20 protein-coding genes and 1 riboswitch are annotated in these 25,042 nt (G+C 68.5%); of the genes, 7 read left to right on the top strand and 13 right to left on the bottom strand.

The window, feature by feature from the left end; all coding sequences use genetic code 11:
- Positions 1 to 8 precede the first annotated feature (8 nt).
- The 8 genes from MRAB57_RS22740 to MRAB57_RS22705 form a co-directional block, all read right to left on the bottom strand.
- Positions 9 to 2,084, bottom strand: a complete 2,076-nt coding sequence (locus MRAB57_RS22740) for a substrate-binding domain-containing protein (RefSeq protein WP_077089345.1) — start codon at positions 2,082 to 2,084, stop codon at positions 9 to 11.
- A 56-nt stretch (positions 2,085 to 2,140) separates the two neighbouring features.
- Positions 2,141 to 4,327 carry a malate synthase G gene (locus tag MRAB57_RS22735; protein WP_077089344.1) on the bottom strand — a complete coding sequence of 729 codons (2,187 nt, stop codon included), beginning with the start codon at positions 4,325 to 4,327 and terminating at the stop codon, positions 2,141 to 2,143.
- A gap of 274 nt (positions 4,328 to 4,601) precedes the next feature.
- A complete protein-coding gene (locus tag MRAB57_RS22730) occupies positions 4,602 to 5,642 on the bottom strand; it encodes a hemolysin family protein (RefSeq protein WP_077089343.1) in 1,041 nt (346 codons plus the stop codon).
- Positions 5,639 to 7,009: a hemolysin family protein gene (locus tag MRAB57_RS22725; RefSeq protein WP_077089342.1), complete on the bottom strand. Its 1,371-nt coding sequence runs from the start codon at positions 7,007 to 7,009 to the stop codon at positions 5,639 to 5,641. Before MRAB57_RS22725 ends, MRAB57_RS22730 begins: the two co-directional genes overlap by 4 nt.
- A 274-nt stretch (positions 7,010 to 7,283) precedes the next feature.
- Entirely contained in the window at positions 7,284 to 8,720 is a 1,437-nt protein-coding gene (locus MRAB57_RS22720; RefSeq protein WP_077089341.1) for a GuaB1 family IMP dehydrogenase-related protein, read from the bottom strand.
- A 52-nt stretch (positions 8,721 to 8,772) separates the two neighbouring features.
- Positions 8,773 to 10,230: an NADP-dependent phosphogluconate dehydrogenase gene (gene gndA / locus MRAB57_RS22715; RefSeq protein WP_077089340.1), complete on the bottom strand. Its 1,458-nt coding sequence runs from the start codon at positions 10,228 to 10,230 to the stop codon at positions 8,773 to 8,775.
- Positions 10,231 to 10,330: 100 nt separating this feature from the next.
- On the bottom strand, positions 10,331 to 11,281 hold the full coding sequence (locus MRAB57_RS22710) for a M56 family metallopeptidase (protein WP_077089339.1): 951 nt from the start codon (positions 11,279 to 11,281) through the stop codon (positions 10,331 to 10,333).
- A gap of 14 nt (positions 11,282 to 11,295) precedes the next feature.
- Positions 11,296 to 11,715, bottom strand: coding sequence for a BlaI/MecI/CopY family transcriptional regulator (locus tag MRAB57_RS22705; RefSeq protein ID WP_077089338.1), 420 nt, complete (start codon positions 11,713 to 11,715; stop codon positions 11,296 to 11,298).
- A 348-nt stretch (positions 11,716 to 12,063) separates the two neighbouring features.
- Here MRAB57_RS22705 and MRAB57_RS22700 point away from each other — a divergent pair, with 348 nt between their 5' ends.
- Genes MRAB57_RS22700 through MRAB57_RS22680 form a run of 5 tightly spaced genes read left to right on the top strand, consistent with a single transcriptional unit; the run spans position 12,064 to position 15,503 of the window.
- On the top strand, positions 12,064 to 12,486 hold the full coding sequence (locus MRAB57_RS22700; protein WP_077089337.1) for a PaaI family thioesterase: 423 nt from the start codon (positions 12,064 to 12,066) through the stop codon (positions 12,484 to 12,486).
- A 43-nt stretch (positions 12,487 to 12,529) separates the two neighbouring features.
- Positions 12,530 to 12,832 carry an urease subunit gamma gene (locus tag MRAB57_RS22695; RefSeq protein WP_077089336.1) on the top strand — a complete coding sequence of 101 codons (303 nt, stop codon included), beginning with the start codon at positions 12,530 to 12,532 and terminating at the stop codon, positions 12,830 to 12,832.
- Positions 12,829 to 13,140, top strand: coding sequence for an urease subunit beta (locus MRAB57_RS22690; protein WP_077089335.1), 312 nt, complete (start codon positions 12,829 to 12,831; stop codon positions 13,138 to 13,140). Before MRAB57_RS22695 ends, MRAB57_RS22690 begins: the two co-directional genes overlap by 4 nt.
- Entirely contained in the window at positions 13,140 to 14,861 is a 1,722-nt protein-coding gene (locus MRAB57_RS22685; RefSeq protein WP_077089334.1) for an urease subunit alpha, read from the top strand. The genes MRAB57_RS22690 and MRAB57_RS22685 overlap by 1 nt, the downstream gene beginning before the upstream one ends.
- Positions 14,862 to 14,867: 6 nt before the next feature.
- Entirely contained in the window at positions 14,868 to 15,503 is a 636-nt protein-coding gene (locus MRAB57_RS22680; protein WP_077089333.1) for an urease accessory protein UreF, read from the top strand.
- 21 nt (positions 15,504 to 15,524) lie between these two features.
- On the opposite strand, the gene MRAB57_RS22675 is transcribed toward MRAB57_RS22680, so the two are convergent.
- The 4 genes from MRAB57_RS22675 to MRAB57_RS22660 all read right to left on the bottom strand — a co-directional run bounded on the left by MRAB57_RS22675 (position 15,525) and on the right by MRAB57_RS22660 (position 21,850).
- Positions 15,525 to 17,021, bottom strand: coding sequence for an APC family permease (locus MRAB57_RS22675; protein WP_077090786.1), 1,497 nt, complete (start codon positions 17,019 to 17,021; stop codon positions 15,525 to 15,527).
- A 191-nt stretch (positions 17,022 to 17,212) separates the two neighbouring features.
- A complete protein-coding gene (locus tag MRAB57_RS22670; protein ID WP_077090785.1) occupies positions 17,213 to 18,568 on the bottom strand; it encodes a PPE family protein in 1,356 nt (451 codons plus the stop codon).
- Between the two features lie 8 nt (positions 18,569 to 18,576).
- Complete coding sequence (locus MRAB57_RS29445; protein ID WP_077089332.1) at positions 18,577 to 19,917, bottom strand: PPE family protein; 1,341 nt, start codon at positions 19,915 to 19,917, stop codon at positions 18,577 to 18,579.
- A gap of 769 nt (positions 19,918 to 20,686) precedes the next feature.
- A complete protein-coding gene (locus MRAB57_RS22660; RefSeq protein ID WP_077089331.1) occupies positions 20,687 to 21,850 on the bottom strand; it encodes an agmatinase family protein in 1,164 nt (387 codons plus the stop codon).
- A 117-nt stretch (positions 21,851 to 21,967) separates the two neighbouring features.
- Positions 21,968 to 22,030, bottom strand: a riboswitch (guanidine-III (ykkC-III) riboswitch).
- A gap of 186 nt (positions 22,031 to 22,216) precedes the next feature.
- Between MRAB57_RS22660 and ureG the strand changes: the two genes are divergently transcribed.
- Entirely contained in the window at positions 22,217 to 22,888 is a 672-nt protein-coding gene (gene ureG / locus MRAB57_RS22655) for an urease accessory protein UreG (protein WP_077089330.1), read from the top strand.
- Positions 22,888 to 23,532 carry an urease accessory protein UreD gene (locus tag MRAB57_RS22650; protein WP_077089329.1) on the top strand — a complete coding sequence of 215 codons (645 nt, stop codon included), beginning with the start codon at positions 22,888 to 22,890 and terminating at the stop codon, positions 23,530 to 23,532. The genes ureG and MRAB57_RS22650 overlap by 1 nt, the downstream gene beginning before the upstream one ends.
- Here the strand turns inward: MRAB57_RS22650 and MRAB57_RS22645 are convergent.
- Positions 23,529 to 24,920, bottom strand: a complete 1,392-nt coding sequence (locus tag MRAB57_RS22645) for an NAD(P)/FAD-dependent oxidoreductase (protein ID WP_077089328.1) — start codon at positions 24,918 to 24,920, stop codon at positions 23,529 to 23,531. The genes MRAB57_RS22650 and MRAB57_RS22645 overlap by 4 nt on opposite strands.
- Between the last annotated feature and the right edge of the window lie 122 nt (positions 24,921 to 25,042).

Below are 25,042 nucleotides of genomic sequence, written 5' to 3'. Positions count from 1 at the left end.
GGTGTGTGTCAGCCCAAAAAAGTGTTGATGGCGTTCGCAAGGTCGGGGGAGGCCGACGTCGCGAGGTTCTGGTAGCCACCGCCGCTGAGCTGGGCGACCGCCTCCCAGGTTGCGCGGTCCGGGTCGGCGCCGAAATCGATGACGTTGACCGCGATCGGCTTGGCCGGGTCCGCGCTGGTGCGGATGAAATTCTGCAGGCCCGGACCGTCCAAAGATTGATCCGTGTGTGGCCCGGCGGTGATCACCAGGATCGAATTCGGCTGCCCTGCAACGAATTTGGCTTGGGTCTCCTGGTAGAGCATGCGCAGCGTGGTGAAGGACACCGCCCCGCCCGGTGACGAATACTGCTTGTCCAGCAAGGTCGTCAACGCGGCGCTGCGGGGTTGCCCGTTTACCGGGTCGCCCAGCGGGCCCGTCGCGATCTCCGACCGGCCCTCGTGACCGTCGAACGTCCACAGTCCCACGATCGAGCTGGGCGGCAAAGCCTTGATCTTGTCGCTCAGCGCGCCAATCACATTGGCAAGCCTGGTCTTTCCAGCCTCATCGACCGGCAGCGACTGGTCGAGCATGATCGTCGCGGCCAGCCCACTCGACGGGGCGGACATCGCGTCGGCCAGCATGGCGCGCGACGTGTCGTCACCCACCGACAGCGTCGACGGCAGCGCGGCGAAGCTGGTCACCGGGCTGCTCGGCGGCTTGACCCCGTTGACCCGGAAACCGGCCTTGGCCAGCTTGGCGAGCTGCTCGGGCTTGCGCATGAAGTGGGTGAACTCGCTGGCCGCCGAGGTCTGCTCGGGCGACAACCACGAGCCGCTGAGCATCACGGTCGGATAGTCCGCGACGGGCGCCGGTCCGGACGGCAGCCAGGAGGCCAGCGTGTTCTTGGCGTCCGGCACCGACTGGCCGCGCTCGAACAGCTGCTGCTCGGTGACCACCACCGCGTGCACCGGTGCGGTCGCCGCATCGCCGGGCTTCAGCAGCGTGTTCATCGCCTCGATCAGGGTGTTGTCCGCGAGCTTGGGTTGCGCGCCCAGCAGGCCGCGCAGCGCGGCAGTGCCCTGGGTGGCGGGTGCGCCGGGCGGCGCCGACGCCGCCGCGACTGCCTCACCGGCGAGATACGCGGCGTCGCTGTTGCCCTTGGTCGGCAGGGCGAGCCGAAGCGAGCCCCAGGCCGGTAAGTTCAAGCCCGCCAAGGCATTCGGATTGGTCTGCAGCCCGGGCAGCGCGCCCCAACCCTGGTTGGTCAGCGCATGCTGCAGTTCGGGCCGCATGGCGAGCTGCACCGGCGACGTCACCAGTGAGCGGCTGTCGCTGATCGTCTTCTGACCCGCCGCCGCGGACAGCCGCGCCGCCGAGACCGAGCTGCCCGGGATCCACAACGCCGGCTGCGCGCCCAGATCCGCGGGCCACTTGCCGATGAATCCGCCGACCACCGCGTCGGTGCCGGCCGGTTTGACGTTCACCACCATGCAGTGATCGCGGACCGGGGCCGCCGTCGAGTTGAAGCTTTCGGCGAGCTGCTGCACCTGGTCGGCGAGGGACGGGTCGACGACGACGGCGACGCCCTCTTTGCCGCCGACGCAGCGCGCGGAGGCCTCGTGCGAGCGGCTGGACAGCGCATCGCCGAAAAAGCTCCACACGATGACGGTGCCCACCACCACGACGACTGCCACCAGCGCCACGATCACGCCGACGCTGACGCCGCGCCGACCGCTGGTGCTGCGGTGGCCGCCGCGCCAATCGCTGAGCATGCGGCGATTGCCGCCGCCGAACAGGCCCGCGCTGGCGGCAGGCTCGGAACCCGCGGGATCGGCAGGCCGGGGCGGGAATTCGGGGTATTCGTCGTCGGCCGGGCCGACGGCTAGGGCATCGTCTTCGGCGTAGCGATCCTCGCCGACAGGGAAGTCCTGCTCCGCGAAGTCCTCGTACTCGCCGGCCTCGTACGGTTCGCCGGCGTCGTCGAGATCGTCGGAGTCGTCGAGATCGTCCCCGTCGACGTGGCGGGCCGCGTAATCGTCGTCGGCGGCATCGTCATCCGGCTCTTCGACGGAGCCGCCGCGGTCGGGCTTGCTGTGCCTACCCATGCAGGTGCCCGCCGCCTTTCTGCCGCCCCGTTCCTATCCCGCAAGTTGTGCCCGCATCAGGCACGCGCGCGAGCCTTGAACTCGCGGCGGCGCCGATGCAGGATCGGCTCGGTGTAGCCGTTGGGCTGCTGGCCGCCGGACAGGATCAGCTCCTGCGCCGCGGCGAAGGCGATGCTCTCGTCGAAGTCGGGCGCCATCGGCCGGTAGTCCGCGTCGCCGGCGTTCTGCTCGTCGACCAGCGGCGCCATCCGCTCGAGGCTGGCGCGCACGTCCTCCTCGGTGATCACGCCGTGGCGCAACCAGTTGGCCAGCAGCTGGCTGGAGATCCGCAGGGTGGCGCGGTCCTCCATGAGCGCGACGTTGTGGATGTCGGGCACCTTCGAGCAGCCGACACCCGCCTCCACCCAGCGCACCACGTAGCCCAGGATGGACTGGCAGTTGTTGTCCAGCTCCTCGCGGACTTCCTCTGGGGCCCAAGCCAATTCCTTGGCCAGCGGGATGGTCAGCAGCTCGTCGATGTTGGTGCGCTTCTTGCCGGCGAGTTCGTCTTGCACGGCCCGCACGTCGACGTAGTGGTAATGCATCGCGTGCAGGGTGGCGGCCGTCGGCGAGGGCACCCACGCGGTGGTGGCGCCGGCCTTCGGCTGGCCGATCTTCTGCTCGACCATGTCGGCCATCAGCTCGGTCATCGCCCACATGCCCTTGCCGATCTGGGCCTTGCCCTTGAAGCCGGCGGCCAGGCCGATGTCGACGTTGGCGTCCTCGTAGGCCTTGATCCAGGTGCTGTTCTTCATCGCACCCTTGCGGATCATCGGGCCGGCCTCCATGGAGGTGTGGATCTCGTCGCCGGTGCGGTCCAGGAAGCCGGTGTTGATGAACACCACCCGGTCGGCGGCGGCCTTGATGCACGCCTTGAGGTTGACCGTGGTGCGGCGCTCCTCGTCCATGATGCCGACCTTGAGGGTGCCCTGCGGCAGCCCCAGCACGTCTTCGACGCGGCTGAACAGCTCGCAGGTGAAGGCGGCCTCGTCCGGGCCGTGCATCTTGGGCTTGACGATGTAGACCGAGCCGGTGCGGCTGTTGGCCAGCGGGCCGTTGTCGCCGCCCGCCTTGAGTCCATGGATCGCGGTCAACCCGGTGAACAGCGCGTCCATGATGCCCTCGAACACCTCGTTGCCCTCCGCGTCGACGATCGCGTCGTTGGTCATCAGGTGCCCGACGTTGCGGACGAACAGCAGGCTGCGCCCGGGCAGGGTCAGCTCGCCGCCGTCCGGCGTGGTGTACGTGCGGTCCTCGTTGAGGACCCGGGTGATGGTCTTGTCGCCCTTCTTGACCTGCTCGGCCAAATCACCCTTGTTCAGGCCGAGCCAGTTGCGATAGCCCAGAACCTTGTCGTCGGCGTCGACGGCGGTCACCGAGTCCTCGAAGTCCATGATCGTGGTGATCGCCGACTCCAGGACCACGTCCTTGATGCCGGCGGCGTCGGTCTTGCCGACCGGGGACTGCGGGTCGACCAGGATCTCGATGTGCAGGCCGTGGTTAACCAGCAGCACCGACCAGTTGGGGGAGCCGAGCTCGCCCGTGTACCCGACGAATTTCTCGGGGCTGGCCAGCTCGGTGGTCTCGCCGCCCACGGTGACCTGCAGCTGCCCGTCGGTGATGCTCAGGCCGGTCGCGTCGGTCCACGAGCCCGATGCCAGCGGCACCGCCTCATCCAAGAAGTTGCGCGCGTAGGCGATCACCTTGTCGCCGCGGACCTTGTTGTAGCTGGAGCCTTTGTCGGCGCCGTCGGTCTCCGGGATGACGTCGGTGCCGTACAACGCGTCGTACAGCGAACCCCACCGCGCGTTGGCGGCGTTGAGCGCGAACCGGGCGTTGAGCACCGGCACCACCAGCTGCGGGCCGGCGGTCGTGGTGATCTCGTCGTCGACGCCCGAGGTGGTGATCGTGAAGTCGCCGGGTTCGGGGAGCAGGTAGCCGATTTCGGTGAGGAACTGACGGTAGGCGTCGATGTCGAGGGGTTCGATCACGCGCTGCCGGTGCCACTTGTCGATCTGGGCCTGCAGCTGGTCGCGCCGGTCCAGCAGATCCTGGTTCTTCGGGGTGAGGTCGGTGACGACCTTGTCGACACCCGCCCAGAAGCTGTCCGCGTCGATGCCGGTGCCAGGCAGGGCTTCGTTATTGACGAAGTCGTAAAGCACTCGGGCCACGCGCAAGTTACCCGCCGACACGCGGTCAGTCATGTTTCTCCTCCAAAATTGCTTCATTGGTCCCGTTCGCCCCCGACTGGCCCCAACTAGCTATGCCATCAGCCTACCGGCCAGTGGCCGGAAAGAGCCTATCCTCCCAGCTCGCACAGCAGGTCAAGGCGCGGCTAGCCGGGTCAACCCTCGGCGGTTCGACGGTCCCGAACGATCGCTTACTGGCAACGCATCGCTGCGGGCCAAAACGCTGGCGTCCAGCATCTTCGCTGTACTGGCGCCGTTCAATCATAGGGCCAGCCGCCGGTCACTCCGCTCACGAGGCGTCGCGCATGCTGCCGACCAGGTCTTCCACCAGGTCCTCCATCGCCACCATCGCGGCCACGCCGCCGTCGTCGGTCACCAGTGCGAGGTGGCTGTTGCTGCGGCGCATCCGCGACAGGGCATCGGCCAGCGGCAATGCCGCCGGCACCCGCGGCAGCGGGCGGACCAGCGCCAGGTCGATCACGGTCTGCGGGTCGTCGCCGCGGGTCAAGACGTCTTTGATGTGCAGGTAGCCGATGAACGTCCCGTCCAGGGTCGCGATCGGGAACCGGGAGTAGCCGGTCTGGGCCAGGGCGCTCTCGACTGCCCCGACGGTCGGGCCCGACCCCGGTGCGGCCACCGGCACCGCCTGGACGTCGGCCAATGGCACCGCCACGTCGCCGACCACCCGGTTGCGGATCTGCAGCGCCCGGGTCAGCCTGGTGTGCTCCTCGGGGTCCAGCAGGCCTTGCGACACCGACTCGGAGATCATCTCGCTCAGCTCGGCGGGGGACACGGTGATGTCGAGCTCGTCCTTGGGCTCGGTGCCCAGCGCGCGCAGTATCGCGTTGGCGCACTTGTTGTAGAACACGATGAACGGCCGGGCGACGCGCACGTAGGCCAAATACGGCGGGACCAGCAGCATCGCGGTGCGCTCGGGCCCGGCCAGCGCGATGTTCTTGGGCACCATCTCGCCCAGCAGCACGTGCAGGATCACCACCAGCGCCAGCGCGATCACGAACGACAGCGTGTGCACCAGCGCGGGGTGGATCGCGGTGAGCCCGAACGCCGACTGCAGCAGGCCGGCGACCGCCGATTCGCCGATGCGACCGAGCAGCAGCGAGGCGATGGTGACGCCCAGCTGCGAGCCGGCCAGCATGGACGACAGCTGCTCACCGGCGCGAATCACGGTGACCGCCCTGAACTTGCCCTGTTCGACCAGCGCCTCAAGCCGGTCGCGCCGCGCCGAGATCAGCGAGAACTCCGCGGCGACGAAGAACGCGTTGGCCGCGATCAGCAGGAGGGCGAGCAGCACCCCGAACGTGCCGTTCATGAGGCGCCCCGGCCCGCGGCCGACTCGGCGCGGCGGCCCAGCTCCGTGAGCTCCAGCACGTCGATGCGGCGGCCGTCCATCTGCACCACCATCGCTCGCCAGCACAGCGCCTCGTCGGGCAGACCGTCGCCGTCCAGGCCCGTCAGCTCGACGGTTTCGCCGGCCGCCGGAATGTGGCCGATCTCGCGCAGCACCAGGCCGCCGATCGTCTCGTAGGGTCCTTCCGGCGCCCGGAAGCCGATGGCGGAGGCCACCTCGTCGATGCGCAGCAGGCCCGATACCCGCCAACCGCTGCCGGCGAGCACCACGTCGGGGGTGGCATCGTCGTGTTCATCGCGGACGTCGCCGACGATCTCCTCGATCAGGTCCTCGACCGTCACGATGCCCGCGGTGCCGCCGTATTCGTCGACGACCATCGCGGTCTGCAGGTTGTTCGCCCGGATCTCGGCCATCACCGCGTCGCCGTCCAGGGTGGACGGCACCACCGGCACGGGCTGGGCGACGGTGGCCAGCAGCGTGCGCGCGCGTTCGGCCCGCGGGATCTTGAACACCTGCTTGACGTGCACGATGCCGATGGTCTCGTCGAGGTCGCCGTCGACGATGGGGAAGCGGGAGAACCCGGACTCGGCGGCGGCGGCGACCAGGTCGCTGACGGTGTCGTCGGTCTGCAGCGCCACGATTTTCGATCTCGGCGTCATCAGTTCCTCGGCCGTCAGGGTCCCGAACTGCAGCGAACGCCGCACCAGCGCGGCGGTGGCGGGGTCCAGCGCGCCGCTGCGCGCCGAGCTGCGGACCAGCGACAGCAGCTCCCGCGGCGAGCGCGCCGACCGCAGCTCCTCGGCCGGCTCGATGCCCAGCTTGCGCACCAGCCAGTTCGCGGCGCCGTTCGTCAACCGGATCACCGGGGTGAGCAGCAGCGAGAACAGCGTCTGCGCGATCACCACCGCGCGCGCGGTCGACAGCGGCCGCGCCACCGCGAGGTACTTCGGCACCAGTTCGCCGAACACCATCGCCACCGACGTCACGAGCAGCAGGACCAGGAACGCCATGATGCCGTCGCCGACCGGGTCGGGAATCCCCATCGCGTCGAACCACGGGTGCGGCAGGTCGGCGACCAGGGGTTCGGTCAGGTAGCCGGTCACCAGCGTGGTGATCGAGATGCCCAGCTGAGCTCCGGACAGCTGGAACGACAACTTGTTCTGGGCGCGCTGGATGAGGCGGTCGCGGCGGCCACCGCGGCGGGCGTTGGCCTCGACGGTGGCGCGGTCCAGCGCGGTCAGCGAGAACTCGGCCGCGACGAACACCGCGTTACCGAAGATCAGCGCGGCGATGGCCAGCACGCTGACGACGGTGAGGGTGACGTTCATGGCGGGCGCGATTATCGGGACGACTCTGGCGGTGCCGGTCTAGCAACCGGCCTGGAAGCCGGGTTGGCCGGGGACGGCGCGGGGGGCCGCTCGTCCCGGAAGGCCTGGGTCAACATAAGGCCCCGACGGGTGCCTGCGGCACGTCATCCCTTTCGCTCATCTAGCGTTCGAGCCGCGCAATGTGCTGCTGCGGCCAATGAAAACCACCGGAATTCACATGGTAGCGAAGAGAACCGGCGGGACCCGGTGCGACGTGCCTGGCAACGCCGCGGGTTCACCAACCCAGGGGCAGCGGATGACCCTCGGCGAAGCCCGCCGCCGACTGCACACCGATGACCACGCGCTCGTGCAGCTCGGCCAGGGTCGAGGCGCCGACATAGGTGCACGTGCTGCGCACGCCCGAGGTGATGTGGTCGATCAGGTCCTCGACGCCTCCGCGGTCCGGGTTCAGGCCCATCCGCGAGGTCGAGATGCCCTCCTCGAACAGCGCTTTACGGGCCCGGTCGAACGCGCTGTCGGCGAGCGTGCGGGCGACCACCGCTCGCTTGGAGGCCATGCCGTAGCTCTCCTTATAGGGCTGGTCGTCGCGGTCGCGCATCAGGTCGCCGGGCGACTCGTAGGTGCCGGCGAACCACGAGCCGATCATGACGTTGGACGCCCCGGCGGCCAGTGCCAGCGCTACATCGCGCGGGTGCCGGATGCCGCCGTCGGCCCACACATGACCGCCCAATTGCCTTGCTGCATCGGCACATTCGAGTACCGCTGAGAACTGCGGCCGCCCGACGCCGGTCATCATCCGGGTGGTGCACATGGCGCCCGGCCCGACGCCGACCTTGACGATGTTCGCCCCGGCGCCCAGCAGATCCCGGGTGCCCTCGGCCGACACCACGTTGCCCGCGGCCAGCGGCACACCCAGGTCCAGCGACGCGACGCGCCTGATCGCCTCCAGCATCTTGACCTGATGCCCGTGCGCGGTGTCGATAACCAGCACGTCGACACCGGCCTCGGCCAGCGACCGGGCCTTGGCGCCCACATCGCCGGTGATGCCCACGGCCGCCCCGATCCGCAGCCGCCCGGCGGCGTCGGTGGCCGGGGTGTACAGGCCGGCACGCAGCGCTCCGGTGCGGGTGAGCACGCCGGCCAGCGTGCCGTCGTCGCCGGTCACGACAGCGACCCCGACCGGGGCGTGTTCGAGCAGATCGAAGATCTTGCGCGGCTCGGTGCCGGCCGGAGCGGTCACGAAGTCGGTGACCGCCACGTCGCGCACCCGGGTGAAGCGGTCGACGCCCTCGCACGACGATTCGCTGACCAGGCCGATCGGCCGGCCCTCGAAGACGACGACGGCGACGCCGTGGGCGCGCTTGTGGATCAGCGCCATCGCGTCGGACACCGAGTCGTCGGGCGCCAGCACCACCGGAGTGTCCAGGACCAGGTCCCGGCTCTTGACGAACTCGACCGTCTGCTGGACCACGGTGATCGGCAGGTCCTGCGGCAGGATCACGATGCCGCCGCGGCGGGCCACCGTCTCGGCCATCCGGCGCCCGGCGACCGCGGTCATGTTGGCCACCACCACGGGGATGGTGGTGCCGGTGCCGTCGCTGGCGGACAGGTCGACGTCGAAGCGGGACGCCACATCGGACCGGTTCGGCACGATGAACACGTCGTTGTAGGTCAGGTCGTAGCCGGGCCGTTGCCCGTCCAGAAACCTCATCGCAGTCGCCCCACCCTCGTTAGCGCACCTCAAGCCACTCTAGTTTGCCCCGCTAGGCGGGCACTTCGCTGCGGTCGCCGCTCCACAGCGTGTGGAAGCGCTTGTCGGTATCGGTGTCGATGCGGCCGTAGGTGTGCGCCCCGAAGAAGTCCCGCAAGCCCTGGGTCAGCGCGGCGGGCAGCCGTTCGGTGCGCAGGGCGTCGTAGTACGACAGCGCCGAAGCGAAGCCGGGGATCGGGATGCCGAGTTCGGTGGCCTTCACCACGACGCGGCGCCAACTGTCGATCGATTCCTCGATGGCACTGCGGAAGTACGGCGCGACGATGAGCGTCGGCAGATCGGGGTTCTCGTCGAACGCCTCTTTGATGCGGTTGAGGAACTTCGCCCGGATGATGCAGCCGCCGCGCCAGATGGTCGCCATGTCGCCGAGCGTGATGTCCCAGTCGTATTCGGCGCTGCCAGCCTGGATCTGGTTGAAGCCCTGGGCGTAGGCGATGATCTTCGACGCGTACAGCGCGCGGCGCACATCCTCGGTGAATTGCTTTGCATCGGAGGGCTTTTCGCCGAGGTCACCGGAAGCCAGGCCGGTGGTGGCCTTGCGCTGGGCCACCGATCCGGACAGCGCGCGAGCGAAGACCGCTTCGGCGATGCCCGTCACGGGCACGCCGAGGTCGAGCGCCGACTTCACCGTCCAGCGACCGGTGCCCTTCTGCTCGGCCTCGTCCAGGATGAGGTCGACCAGCGGCTTGCCCGTCTTGGCGTCGGTCTGCTTGAGCACCTCGGCGGTGATCTCGATCAGGTAGCTGCCGAGGTCGCCCTTGTTCCACTCGGCGAACACGTCGGCGATCTCGCCGGCGGCCTTGCCCAGTCCGTCGCGCAGCAACTGGTAGGCCTCGCCGATGAGCTGCATGTCCGAGTACTCGATGCCGTTGTGCACCATCTTGACGAAGTGGCCTGCGCCGTCGGGGCCGATGTGGGTGCAGCACGGTACGCCGTCGACGTGCGCGGAGATCTCCTCGAGCAGCGGGCCCAACGACTTATAGGACTCGGCCGGCCCGCCCGGCATGATCGACGGCCCGTTCAGTGCGCCCTCCTCACCGCCGGAGATGCCGGCGCCGACGAAGTGCAGGCCGCGCTCGCGGATCGCCTTCTCGCGACGGATGGTGTCGGTGTAGAGCGCGTTGCCGCCGTCGATGATGATGTCGCCTTCTTCCATGGCGTCGGCGAGCTCGTTGATGACGGCGTCGGTGGGGTCACCCGCCTTGACCATGATGATCACCCGGCGCGGCTTCTCCAGCGCGTCCAGGAATTCCTCGATCGTCTCCGAGCGCACGAAGTTGCCCTCGTCACCGTGCTCTTTGAGCAACGCGTCGGTCTTGGCGATCGACCGGTTGTGCAGCGCCACGGTGTAGCCGTGGTGGGCGAAGTTGCGGGCGAGGTTCGACCCCATCACGGCCAGCCCGGTGACGCCGATCTGCGCGGTGCCGGTCTTGGAATTCGACGAACTCATGTCTTGGCCCCTCATTTTGGGAAGCTGTTCCGAAATGCTTTCGGTCACACTGTGACACAGGGGCCAGTCGCGTCCCCGGGGTGATCGGTTCTCGCCCGGGTCAGAGGTCGAGCAAGCGTTCCAGCTCGGTGAGCCACGGCACGGCCAGCGCGACGGTCGGTACCACGAAGACCGCGGCCGCGGCCAGATAGGCGGCCGCCGACAGCAGCGGGCTGTTGCCCCGCCCGCCCAGCCGGCGCACTCGCAGCACCGTGCTGGGTCCGCCCGCGGCCAGCGCCCCCGACGGCGTCCGGCCGGACGCGCAGGCCACCAGCGCCCGGGCCAGGGGAGTCCGCCCGGTGGCACGAACCGCCGCGTCGTCGGCGAGCAATTCCACCAGCAGCTGCACGGCGCCGAGCGCGTTGGCGCTGCGGACCAGCCGCGGGAAGGCCGCGTGCACGGCGGTGAACGCCTCCAGGACGAGGTCGTGGCGCGCGCGCAGGTGAGCCCGCTCATGGGTGAGGATGGCCGCCACTTCGGCGTCGGCGAGCGTCGTCAGGGTTCCTTCGCTGACCACCACGCGGCTGCGCACCCCCGGCAGGCAATAGGCGAGGGGCTGCGGAACGTCGAGCACGCGCAGGTCGCGGGTGCCCGCGCAAGGCTGGGACAGGGCGGCGCCATGGCCGACGCCGACCAGGTCGACGACCATGCGGTGATGGGCGCGCCGGCGCCGATTGGCGATGACCACCTGAATCACGGCGATCATCAATCGGGCGCCGACCAACAGGGTCAGGGCGAAGACACTGATATATGCGGCCCACAGCGGCCACCCCAGGCGCTCGGCGGCACCGAGGATGCTTGTCGTGGGCCGGCCGTCGGGACCGGGCACGAGCAGCCGGGTCGCGATCGCGATGCCGGCGCTGAACGCGGACAGCACCGCGGATAGTGCGACGGCTTGCCACAACACCATTGCGGCCCTGGGAGCGCGCAGGGGCCAGCTCGCTCGGGCCAGCAGTGCCGGTACCGGACCGGTCAGCAGCACCGCGAGGATGGTGAAAAGCAGCGCGGACACACTGCTAGTGTCCCTCAGCCCTCCGGCTGAACGCCAGCAGCTGGGGAGGTATTGCGTTGATTGGCTTCCATTTCGGCCAGCGCGCGCCGTAGCGCCTCCGCCTCGTCGGCGCCCACCCGCTCGACGAAGTGCACCAGCGCCGCCTGCCTACCGCCGGAGTCCTCGGCTTGGGCCAGCGCATCGACCATCAATCCGGCGACCAACTCGTCGCGGCCATGCACGGGCGCGTACCGGTGGGCCCGGTCGTCCCGGATCTGCGAAACGAGATTCTTCTTTGCCAGACGTTGCAGGACGGTCATCACCGTCGTATACGCCAGGTCGCGACGCGCCGACAGGGCCTCGTGTACCTGGCGGACCGTCTGCGCCTCCGGCATGGACCACAAGTGATCCATGACCGCGCGTTCGAGTTCCCCTAGCCGTGTCAGCTTGGCCATAGTGCGTTCATCTCCATCAGGGTCGAAACCAGCGTACTCCGGCTTACTACGGTTCGTCGTAACGTCAGCTGGGCAATTGCTGTTCTCAGAACAGCGGGATCCGGACACCCTGCCGCGCCTGGTCAACACACTACGACAAAAACGCTTGCAAAATTAGGGCAGCCTTGCCTATGCTGATGGAGGTCGAGCGATAATGACCGCCGGAGTGTCCTGAGGGCTGCAGTGACCCCCGGTCTGTTCGATCGGCGAGCCCCGTGCCTTAGCGCACGGGGCTCGCCTGTTTTTTACGGGTGTTTCCCGATGCAGTGGTGTCGATTCCCGACCTGGCCGATGGTGTAGACACAGAACGTGCCAACGCCGCCCGACGCCGCCTTCCCGCCCGGTTTCACCGCTCCGTTCGACACCGAGCTGGGGCTGGTATTTACCGAGCTGAGCCCGGACGGCGCCCGCGCGCAGCTCGACGTCACGCCCAAGCTGTTGCAGCCGATGGGCCTGGTGCATGGCGGGGTCTACTGCTCGATGATCGAGAGCATGGCCAGCGTCTCCGCCTACACCTGGCTCGCGGACCACGGCGGCGGCAACGTCGTGGGTGTGAACAACAACACAGACTTTCTGCGCTCGATCGGCTCGGGCAGCGTCTACGGCGCCGCCGAACCGATTCACCGCGGCCGGCGCCAACAGCTCTGGTTGGTCACCATCACCGACGACTCCGATCGCGTCGTCGCGCGGGGGCAGGTCCGCCTGCAGAATCTCGAGCCGCGCGAAGGCTGAGCAGGCGGCGGCGGGCTGCACGTGGCATGGCAGGATCGCAAACATGCGCCTGACGCCGCACGAGCAGGAGCGGTTGCTGCTGTCCTACGCCGCCGAATTGGCTCGCCGCCGCCGCGCCCGGGGCCTGCGGCTGAATCACCCGGAGGCCGTCGCGATCATCAGCGACCACATCCTGGAGGGCGCCCGTGACGGGCACACCGTCGCGGAGTTGATGGCCAGCGGCTGTGACGTGCTCGGCCGCGACGACGTGATGGAGGGAGTGCCCGAGATGCTCGCCGACGTACAGGTCGAAGCGACGTTCCCGGACGGCACCAAGCTGGTCACCGTACACAACCCGATCTCATGATTCCCGGCGAAATTCTTTACGGCAGCGGCGATATCGAGATCAACGCGGGCGCGCCACGCATCGAGATGCAGATCGTCAACACCGGCGACCGCCCGGTGCAGGTCGGCAGCCACGTCCACCTTCCGCAGGCCAACTCGGCGCTGTCGTTCGACCGCGCGGCCGCATACGGCTACCGGCTGGACATCCCCGCGGCTACCGCAGTGCGCTTCGAACCCGGTGTGCCCCACCATGTTCAACTCGTGCCGCTGCGCGGGCTCCGCGAGGTGCATGGCCTGAGCCTGAACCCGCCCGGACGGCTGGACGCCTGATGGCAAGCCTGTCGAGGGAACGCTATTCCGCCCTGTTCGGACCCACCACTGGTGATCGAATCAGGCTGGCGGACACCGACTTACTGGTGGAGATCACCGAAGACCGCAGCGGCGGGCCGGGATTGGCCGGCGACGAGGCGGTGTTCGGCGGCGGCAAGGTGCTGCGCGAGTCGATGGGCCAGGGCCGCGCCTCGCGGGCCGACGGTGCGCCCGACACCGTGATCACCGGCGCGGTGATCATCGACCATTGGGGAATCATCAAGGCCGACATCGGCATTCGCGATGGCCGAATCGTCGCCATCGGCAAGGCGGGCAACCCCGATGTCATGTCGGGCGTGCACCCGGACCTGGTGGTCGGGCCGTCCACCGAGATCATCGGCGGCAACGGCAAGATCATCACCGCGGGCGCCATCGACTGCCACGTGCACCTGATCTGCCCACAGCTGATGGCCGAGGCGCTCGGGGCCGGGATCACCACGGTCATCGGCGGCGGCACCGGCCCCGCCGATGGCACCAAGGCCACCACGGTGACCCCGGGCGAATGGCACCTAGCGCGGATGCTCGAGGCGCTCGATGGGTGGCCGGTGAACTTCGCGCTGCTCGGCAAGGGCAACACCGTCAGCACCGAGGGGCTGTGGGAGCAATTGCGCGGCGGCGCTTCGGGATTCAAGCTGCACGAGGACTGGGGATCCACCCCCGCGGCCATCGACGCGTGTCTGACTGTCGCCGACGCCGCCGGGGTGCAGATCGCGCTGCACACCGACACCCTCAACGAGATGGGATTCGTCGAAGACACCCTGGCCGCGATCGCCGGCCGCTCGATCCACACCTATCACACGGAGGGCGCCGGCGGCGGCCATGCTCCCGACATCATCAAGGTCGCAAGCCACCCCAATGTGCTGCCCAGTTCCACCAACCCGACCCGCCCGCACACCGTGAACACCCTCGACGAGCACCTGGACATGTTGATGGTCTGCCATCACCTCAACCCGCGGGTGCCCGAGGATTTGGCCTTCGCCGAGAGCCGGATTCGCCCGTCGACCATGGCGGCCGAAGACCTGCTGCACGACATCGGCGCCATCTCGATGATCGGCAGCGACTCACAGGCGATGGGCCGCATCGGGGAGGTGGTGCTGCGCACCTGGCAGACGGCGCATGTGATGAAGCGCCGGCGCGGCGCGCTACCGGGCGACGGCGCCGCCGACAATATGCGGGCGCGCCGCTACATCGCCAAATACACCATCTGCCCGGCCATCTCGCACGGCCTCGACCACGAGGTCGGCTCGGTCGAGGTGGGCAAGCTGGCGGACCTGGTGTTGTGGGACCCCGCGTTCTTCGGCGTCCGCCCCGACCTGGTGCTCAAGGGCGGCATGATCGCGTGGGCGGCGATGGGGGACGCGAACGCATCCATCCCCACGCCCCAGCCGGTGCTGCCGCGCCCGATGTTCGGCGCCGCGCCATCGGCGGCCGCCGCCACGTCGGTGCATTTCGTTGCCCCCCAGGCCATCGAGGCCGGCCTGGCCGGCCGCCTCGACGTCAAGCGGCGCTTGGTCGCGGTGCGCGACACCGGACGCATCGGCAAAGCGGATCTGCCGCTCAACGACGCGCTGCCCGACATCCAGGTCGACCCGGACACCTTCACCGTGCGCATCGACGGCGCCATCTGGCAGGAGCAGCCGGCGACCGAATTGCCCATGGCGCAACGGTATTTCCTGTTCTAAAGACACATGTCCGCACTCGCAACGCTGCTCACGCTGGCCGATTCACGACTGCCGGCCGGCTCCCACGTGCATTCCGGCGGCGTCGAGGAGGCCGTCGCCAGCGGCCTGGTGAACACCCTGGAGACGTTGGACGCCTTCCTGCGGCGCAGGATTCGCAGCCACGGGTTGGTGACCGCATCGATCGCCGCGGCGGTTCATCGCGGGGACTTCGATCCCGCCCGCGCCGATCAGGAGACCGACGCCCGCACACCGGCGCCGGCCGCCCGGCAGGCGTCGCGCAGCCAGGGCCGCGGGTTGGCGCGGCTGGCGCGACGGGTCTGGCCCGACGCGGGCTGGGACGAACTCGGGCCCCAACCGCACCTGGCCGTCGCGGCCGGGCGGGTCGGCGCCGTCAGCGGCCTGTCTCCCGAGCAGGGCGCGCTGGCGATCGTCTACACCACGATGACGGGCTCGGCGACCGCCGCCCAACGGCTGCTGGCACTGGACCCGGCCGACGTGGCGGCGCTGACGTTCCGGCTCGCGGAGCTGTGCGAGCGTACGGCCGCCGAGGCGGCCGCGGGGCCCGCCGACCTGTCCGACCCGTTGCTCGACACCCTGGCCCAGCGCCACGCCGAACGGGATCGACCCCTATTCGTGTCCTGAAAGGCGCTGGGCTACCAGGGTTTACGCCTTCGGAATGGCGTCGTTGTACGGTGCGTCGCTCTTGTCGTGGGCTCGGGTGAAGAACAGGTACACGAGACCGAGGCCGATGATGGAGACCGACATCAGCGCGATGATGTAGTCGTCGTACCAGGGCTGGTGGCTGTCGCGCGGCCAGGACAGGTTGATGATGGCCGCGACGCCGTAGATCAGGGCACCGATGTTGACCGGCACGCCCCACCGGCCGAGCTTGTACTTACCCTTCGGCACCCAGCCCTTGATGCGTGCGCGCAGCGCCGCGAGCACCACCATCTGGAAGGCGATGTAGACGCCGACCGACCCGAAGCTGACGAGCTTGGTGAGCGCGTCGGCGGAGATGAGCGATCCGACGATCAGGAACGCCGGGATGATCACCGCGATCAGCAGGGAGTAGGGCGGCACGTGGCGCTTGTGGTCGAAGCGCGCCAACAGCTTTGAGCCGACGATCATGTCGTCGCGGCCGTAGGAGTAGATCAGTCGGCTGGCGGCGGCCTGCAGGCTCAGCGCGCACGAGACGAACGAGATCAGCACGATGCACAGCACGATCTTGGAGCCGAGGCCACCGAACGCGGTCTTCAGGATGGTGTCGATCGGGTCGGCGTCCTTGCCGCTGATCACCGCGCCGAAGTCACTGACCGACAGGATCAGGCTCAGGCAGACGAACGTGGCCGCCGACCCGCCGACGTAGATGGTGCGGCGCATCGCCTTGGGGATCTGGATGCCGGGGTTGCGCACCTCCTCGGCGACGTCGCCGCACGCCTCGAAGCCGAAGAATTGGTACAGCGCAATCAAACTCGCGGCCAGGAAGGCGTACATGTAGCTGTGGCTACCTTCGGCACCGAAGCTGTGGAACAGCACGCCGAGGTTGTGGTGACGCTGAGTGCACAGCAGCCAGACGCCGACCACGATCGCGCCGATCAACTCGGCGCTGAAGCCGAAGATGGCGAAGTAGCCGAGCATCTTGGTGCCGGTGAGATTGATGACCGTTGCGATCGCCAACATGACGAGCGCACACAGGACCGTGGTGTGCGGCGTCGCCTCGAAGCCGAATACGTCGGCGACGTAAGGGCCTGCACCGTAGGCGGCGTCGGCCAGCAGCGCCAGCAGCGTGAACATGTAGACCCACCCGGTCATCCACGCCCACTTGCGGCCCCACAGTCGTCGCGCCCACGGATAGACGCCCCCGGCCACCGGGAACTGCGCCACGACCTCGCTGAACACCAGCGCGACCAGCATCTGTCCGACGCCGGCGATCAGCAGGCTCCAGATCATCGGCGGGCCCGCGGCGGACAGCGCGAAGGCGAACACCGTGTAGATGCCGACCACCGGTGACAGGTAGGTGAATCCCAGCGAGAAGTTGGCCCACGGGCTCATGTCCCGCTTGAAGTCGGACTGGAAGCCCAGGGCCCGTAACTGTGCCTGGTCCTCGTCGTCGTCCGACACGACACCTGTTGTGGCGTCGACCGCTTCCGGCAGTTTCATGGCGGACTCGATTTCGTCTTGGGCCGCAGCGGATTCGGAGTCGACGGCTACATCGCCCGCCCAACCTCGCGGTGACCGCTTAGCCGGTTTTGTGAAGAACATCTGCTCTGACTTCCAATCGTCGATAGGTCGTAAAGGGTTGTGCCCGTGGGAGCCCCGCCACTCGGTCAGCGATCAAGTGGCTGCAGTCGCTACTTCTGCGTTGCCTCCTTAATCAACGTCGAGGCAGTGCGCTTGAGGACATCGCGCTGTCTGGTCACATCTGCGATCGCCCTGCGCAGCTGGTTGAGCTCTTCGCGTTCGCTGATCGCTGCGTCGTCGGCGGCCGCGGCCGGCTCGACCCACCGGCCCGCCGGATCGTCGTTCATGCCCGTTCCGGTCGCCGCCGGGATCACCTTGTTGCGGGTGCCTGCGCGCAGGCGACCCTGGTCGCCGCGGGGCGCGTTGACGACGCTGGCGACGGGCCCCATCGGGGGCATACCGCCGTAGAAGCCCGGCGCCATCGCCGCGGCCTGCGGAGCACCGGCCAGGCCGGCCGCGGGAAGTTCGGTGGCGGCCAGGCGAATAGCGGGGGAGCTGCCCCAGGACTGCGGCGCCGACAACTGACCGACCGTGGTCGCCTCGCCCATCCCCGCCGACACCCCGGCATTGCCGAGGCCCGCCGAGGCTGCAGGTGAGACCGAAGACGAGGTGGCCGCCGCCGGGGTAAGGGAAGCGACCAATGGGTTCCAGGCCGTCGCCACCGGCGGCGCGAGGGTCAGCAAGGCACCGGACGCGTCGAAGTTCAAACCTTCGGAGAGGATCTGGTAGCCGATGGTGTTGGCGCTGAAGTTGTTGAACAGATCGATCAGCGAACCGCCACTGGACGTCGCGGCCGGCGCAGCGGTCGTCCCTGTGGACGGCGATCCCGACGCGGCGTCCATCAGCATGTTGGGCACGTTGGACAGCGTCGACTGGCTCTGGCCGCTCCCCACGGCGGCGGCCTTGGCGACTGACATCTGCTGGTTTGTCGTGCCGGTCTGGTTGGTCGTCTGCGGCGGGTCGTCGAAAGCCGTCAACCGCGTCGCGGCCGCCGACGCTCCGGCGTAGCCGTACATCGCCGCGGCATCCTGCGCCCACATTTGGGAGTACTGCGCCTCGGTGGCCGCGATGGCCGGCGTGTTCTGCCCGAGGACGTTGGTGGACAACAACGACGCCAGCAACGCGCGGTTGACCTCGATCTCCGGCGGCGGGACCGTCGCGGCGAACGCCGACTCGTAGGCCGCGGCCGCCGCCCCGAGCTGGCTCGCCGTCTGCTGGGCCTGAGCCGCGGTCGTGTGCATCCACGCCACATAGGGGGTCAGCGCCGCGGCCATCGACTCCGATGACGGGCCCACCCAGGACTCGCCGGTCAGCTCCGACACCACCGACTGGTAACCCGTTGCGGCGGAAGATAATTCGTTGGCCAGCTGTTCCCAGGCCGCAGCCGCGGACGCCAACGACTCAGGGCCCGCGCCCGCGTACATCCGGGCGGACTGGATCTCGGGCGGTACCCCCGCGAAGTCCATCAGGCCGCTCACAGCATTGCCTCCTTGATCAGGCGGGCTGCCGCGTCGCGTTCGGTCGCCACATCGGCGATTTCCTTGCGCAACTTGGCGAGTTCTTCGCGTTCTTCCTCGCTCAGCGCGCTGGCCACATGTCGGCGACCCGGTGCCTGCGGCACCGGCCCGACCGCGGTGCGTGCGGCGGCGGCCGGCTCGCCCGGGACAACCTTCTGACCCGAGCCGGAGCCGGCGCGCGTCTGCTCGCCCCGCGGCGCGTTGACCAGGCTGCCCACCGGGGGGATGCCGCCGAAGAACCCGCCTGGCCCCGCGGCGGCGCCGGGCGTGCCGCCGAGCCCGGCGGCCGGCAGGGGGGAGGCGCTGCTGGCCAGCCGAATACCGGGGGAGTCACCCCACGACTGCGGCACCGACAACTCGCCGATCGGGGCGGCCTTGCCCATTCCCGCCGAGACCGAACCCGCCCCTGCGCCTTGGGAATTCACCAGGGTGCCCAGGCCGGTGTCCGCCGGGCTCACGTCACCGGCGGCCGCTGCCGCCGCGGCCGGCGGCAGCGCAAGGGTGTACAGGCTGCCCATCAGCGGCGTGATACCGGAAGCCGTGAACAGCGGGCCACTGATGACCAAGGCCCAGTTACCGATGTTCTGGGTCAGCAGGTTGAGGCCGGTGGGCCCGCCGGTGGGGGCGTCGAAAGGGTTCCCCCCCAAACTCAGATCCCCCGGGCTGGCAATCCCGTTGGACAGATTGGTGAGCGCGTTGGGCACGGTCTGCATGACCGACTGCGTGCTGGTCCCGGGCGTGGTGGCCGCGGCGCGGCTGACGGAGGCGGCCTGCACGGTGGTGCCGCTGTCGTTGGTGGTCTTGGGCGGGGTGCTGAACGGCGTCACCCTGGTCGCGACGGCCGACGCGCCCGCGTAGCCGTACATCGCCGTGGCGTCCTGGGCCCACATCTCGGCGTACTGCGCCTCGGTGGTCGCGATCGCCGGGGTGTTCTGACCGAGGACGTTGGTGGCCACCAGCGCAGCCAACAACGCGCGGTTGACCTCGATCTCCGGCGGCGGCACCGTCGCGGAGAACGCCGCCTCATACGCCGCGATCGCCGCCCCCAGCTGGCTGGACGTCTGCTGGGCCTGGGCCGCGGTGGTGTTCATCCACGACACGTAGGGGGCCACCGCGGCGACCATCGCCCACGGCCCGCCCGAAAGCTCCGAGACCACCGCCCGGTACGACGCCGCCATGGAGCCCAACTCCGCCGCCAACGCATCCCAGGCGGCCGCGGCCGCTACCAAAGGTCCCACGCCCGCACCCGCGTACATCCGCCCCGAGTTCACCTCGGGCGGCAGCGCCGCATAATCCACTACGAAACCCCCGTAACACGCCGTCCAGACGCCGAATCACACGCCTTGAACCCGAACCGGGCGACGGCATGACGCTGGGTTTCGCGCGCGAGCGCACGCGCGCGAACAGTTGGGCGAACGAAGGCGCGCGTCATCGAACCCGCGTGCATGGCGGCGCGCTGACGACTTCGTTCCCGCACAAGTTCCCAATATTGGCGGCACTGGCTGGAATGGCCATGGTTAACTACTGGGAATTAGCTGGGAACTCCGTCGGGCCTCGTCTGCGTTCGCTCGCCGCCGGTCCGACGGCGCCCCACAACCCGGCCGAAAGTTGGCTTCCGCCTTCGCGATACGAGCATGCATAGTCGGCCCACACGGCACCCGGGAAAATGCGAGAACCGCTGTACTCCAGCCACTTCGCCGCCCCGGAAGGTCATCGGCGCCGACGATCGACTGCCCGACGGCCGGCAGCGCGTGCAGGCACCCGGGCGCACACCACCAACCCCGACGGGATCCGCCCGCGGCGCGCACCCGAAATTTGCCCTGCGGCCAATGAGCAAGTTAGCTCGTTGTCCTAATCACGGCTTGTCGGGTGAATCGGGCCGTGAAACCGGGCGGGGCGACGAGGGGTTATCCGATCACCGGGAGTGCGACCGGAGACAGGTTGGGCCCTCGTCATGGCGTGGGAGCGCATGGTGGCGAACGCAATTTGGCGGCCGCGCCCGCCGCGCGCAGGAAACTGCGTGCATGGGTAGCGGGCGAAGGACGTTCATTGCCGATCAATCGAGAATCAGTCGCTGAACGGTCCCCAAGCATGCCGCTTGAGCGCGGCGGGCTTCTTCCCAAGTTTGCCAGCCCGCACCATGACGGCCAGGCTGTCCAGGATTACCCGGCTGCTCAGCAGCGCGGTCTGTTCTGCCCAGTCGTAGGGCGGTGAACACTCCACCACCTCGATGCCGTTGAGGCCCGGCTCGGAGATCATCCGGATGAGGTTGAGCGCCTCGCGCGGCAACAGGCCGCCCGGCTCGGGCCAGCCGGTTCCGGGCACGAACCCGGCGTCGATCACGTCGATGTCGAACGATAGGTAGACCGCCTTGGCGTCCTTCCATGCCGTTTCGAGCGCGATCTCGGCGATCTTCTCAATCCCGACCCGCTCGACGTCGCCGACGGTGATGACGGTGCTGCCGCGCTGCCGACCCACCTGGACGCCGGCCCGGGGTGCCTGCCATCCGCCGATGCCGATCTGCACCAGGTTGGTGGCCGGCGCGTTCTTGATGTTGGTCGCGTGGAACCACGGCGTGGTGTGCATTCGCTCGTCGAGGTCGGTTTCCTGGGTATCGACGTGGCGGTCGAAGTGGATTATGCCGATGTTGCCGTCCATGTGCGGGGCCAGACCGCGCACGGTCGGGAACCCGATGGAGTGGTCGCCGCCCAGGATCACCGGGAACACGCCCTGCGAGACCACATGCGACATGGCCGTGCTGATCTGGTCGAACGACTTCTCGATGTTGGCGGGAATGGTGACCACATCGCCGATGTCGACGATGTTGAGCTGCTCGCGCAGATCGACACCGAGCTCGTAGCAATAGGTGCCAAACAGGTTGGTGGAGCGGCGAATTCCCATCGGGCCGAACCGGGTGCCCGGCCGGTAGGTGGTGCCCGCGTCCAGCGGCGCGCCGAAGACGGCCACCTCGGCGTCGCCGACGTCGTGCACGTCGTCCAGGAATGGGCACTTCAGAAACGTGCCGCGCTCCCCGGCAAAGTGCGGCAGCTCGCCGCGGGAGAAGGTCGACAGCGTGCGGTCGTTGATGGTCGGGGCGGCCTCCAGCCCCTGGGCGAGGCAGCGCTCGATCTCTTCCTTGTGCCGGCGGGTGGATAGCTCGGCCTCAGCCTGCTGCGCCCAGGCGCCTTCGCGGTTGGGAATGTCGGCCTGGCCGGCGAACGGATTGAACATCGGTTTCCTCTCGTCGAGTACTAACTGTGACGTTGGAGGATGCCCCGAGGACCGGAATCAAACAGAGGAACGAGCTCTACGAACATGTTCGGTTGACCGGTGCACAAAGGCATCCCGCGGTCACCGTCTTGTCGCTCTCCGGGTACGGCGAACTCGTCCGGGCGGCCGTATCGGCGCGCCACGGTACAAGCTACCTGCCGGGCCTCGCACATCAAATTTGATGAAGTGCCAGAGCGCTGTGAGTTTCCTGGGAACGAATTCCGTCGGCACGCCTACCTGGCCAACTTGACCATCTTTGGGTCGATACGCTGGGCTTACCCGACGCCGAACGCGAGCGAGTCCCATTCGTCTCCTGAAAGACACGAGATGCCAACACATTCCCACAGCCATCCGCACACTCACCACGATCGGCCGAAGCGGGTCCGCCGGCCGGGGGAGCCGCTGCGCATCGGAGTGGGCGGCCCGGTCGGTTCTGGCAAAACCGCGCTGGTCGCGGCGCTGTGCCGGCAGCTGCGCGACGAGCTGTCGCTCGCGGTGCTGACCAACGACATCTACACCACCGAGGACGCCGACTTCCTGCGCCGCAATGCGGTGTTGCCGGACGACCGGATCGCCGCGGTGCAGACCGGTGGCTGCCCGCACACCGCGATCCGCGACGACATCACCGCCAACCTGGACGCGATCGATGACCTGATCGGCGCCCATGACGCGCTGGACCTGATCCTGGTGGAATCCGGCGGCGACAACCTGACGGCCACCTTTTCCTCCGGGCTGGTCGATGTCCAGATTTTCGTCATCGACGTGGCGGGCGGGGACAAGGTCCCACGCAAGGGTGGCCCGGGGGTGACCTACTCAGACCTGTTGGTAGTCAATAAGACTGACCTGGCGCCATTGGTGGGCGCCGACCTGGATGTGATGGCCCGCGACGCCGACGCGGTGCGCGGCGGCCGTCCGACGGTGCTGCAGTCGCTGACCAAGGACCCCGCCGCCACCGACGTGCTGACCTGGGTTCGCGGGCAACTCGCCGCGTCCGGCTGATGCACTCCGACGTCCTGCTGATCGCGTCGGGCAACCGGCTCCCGCGCATCGAGTGCACCGGCGGCATCGCCGCCCGCTACACCGCACCGCACACCGTGCACCTGGTCTCGGCGGCGGCCACGCCGCTGGGCGGCGACACCATCGACATCCGGGTGGTCGTGGAAGGGGGAGCCAGGCTGAAGGTGCGCAGCGCCGCCGCCACCGTGGTGCTGCCCGGGGCCAACAGCCCGACGTCTCATGCGCGCTGGGACATCGAGGTGTCCGGCGAGCTCGACATCGACCTGGAGCCGACAATCGTGGCCGCGGCCGCCCGGCACGTGTCCACCGTGGCCCTGGTGCTGCGTGACGACGGCCGAGTCCGGTTCCGCGAGCGGGTGCAGATCGGCAGATGCGATGAGCGCGAAGGCTTTTGGTCTGGTTCGCTGAGGGCCGACTGCGCCGACCGCCCGCTGCTGCGGCACCGGCTGGAACTCGGCGCCGGCTCGCTGGCCGACGACGTCATCGCCGCACCGCGGGCGACGGTCAGCGAATTACGCTATCCGGCAACAGCTTTCGATACGCCCGTGCAGGACGGTTCGACCGTGCTGGAGCTCGCGGGCGGCGGCACGCTGAGCACCTGGCAGGCCGACCGGCTGGTCGGCTAGCTGGCCACCCGCTCGGACGAGCGGGAGGTATGCGCCTCGGCCGCGAATTCGGCCAGTTGCTCGAGGCGTGTTCGCGCGAAGGCCTGCTGGTCGGTGATCGTCAGCTGACCGCGCCGCGTGCTCAAGAACGTCACCGTCCACGACAGCATCGTGGTGATCTTCGTCTTGAAGCCGATCAGGTACACCAGGTGCAGCACCAGCCAGATCAGCCAGGCGATGAAGCCGCTGAACTCCAGCGGGCCGATCTTGGCCACCGCGGAAAACCGCGACACCGTCGCCATCGAGCCCTTGTCGAAATACTGGAACGGCTCGCGCTGGGCCGGGTCGGCGCCCGCCAGCTCCGCCTTGATCGCGCTCGCAACGTATTTCGCGCCCTGGATGGCGCCCTGCGCGACACCGGGCACGCCCTCGACGGCGGCCATGTCGCCGACGACGAACACGCTCGGGTGATCGGGGAGGGACAGATCCGGCAGCACCCTGACCCGCCCGGCCCGGTCGAGCTCGACCGGCGACTGCTCGGCGAGGTCGCGCCCGAGACCACTGGCCTGAACACCGGCAGACCAGACTTTGCAAGCGGATTCGATGCGACGGATGGTGCCATCGGCATCCTTGACGGTGATGCCGTCGCGGTCCACGTCGGTGACCATCGCGCCCAGCTGAATCTCCACGCCCATCTTCTCCAGCCGGGCCGCGGCACGCTCGCCCAGCTTTTCGCCCATCGGCGGCAGCACGGCGGGCGCGGCGTCGAGCAGGATCACCCGCGCCTTCGTCGAATCGATATGCCGGAAGGCACCTTTCAGCGTGTACTCGGCCAATTCGGCGATCTGTCCGGCCATTTCGACGCCGGTCGGGCCGGCCCCGACGACGGTGAACGTCAGCAGCTTCTTGCGGCGCTCCGGGTCGCTCGACCGCTCGGCCTGCTCGAAGGCGCTCAGGATGCGGCCGCGCAGCTCGAGGGCGTCGTCAATCGACTTCATGCCGGGCGCGAACTCGGCGAAGTGGTCGTTGCCGAAGTAGGACTGGCCCGCGCCGGCGGCGACAATCAAGCTGTCGTAAGGGGTTTCGTAGGTGTGACCGAGCAGCTCGGAGACGACCTTGCCGCCATTCAGGTCGATGTGGGTGACGTTGCCGAGCAGCACCTGGACGTTGCGCTGCTTGCGCAGCACGACCCGGGTCAGCGGGGCGATCTCGCCCTCGGAGATGATGCCGGTGGCCACCTGATACAGCAGCGGCTGGAACAAGTGATGGGTGGTGCGCGCGATCAACTTGATGTCGACATCGGCATGCTTGAGCTTCTTTGCCGCGTTGAGTCCACCAAATCCCGAACCGATGATGACGACTTGATGCCGACGTTTCGGTCCAGCTGTGGCTTCTGGCTGGGGGCTCATGGTGTTGCTGCTCCTGACGGGGCTCCATTGATGCGCGAGTGCAGTTAGCTATCACGCTAGTCAACGGCCCAGCCGAATCCGCATAGTAAGCCTGTGTAATCAACCACACCCAGGCCGTTACC

The sequence above is a fragment of the Mycobacterium rhizamassiliense genome (assembly GCF_900157375.1).
Taxonomy (GTDB): domain Bacteria; phylum Actinomycetota; class Actinomycetes; order Mycobacteriales; family Mycobacteriaceae; genus Mycobacterium; species Mycobacterium rhizamassiliense.
The sequence above is the reverse complement of the archived record's forward strand: the minus strand, read 5'-3'. Positions and strand labels throughout refer to the sequence as shown.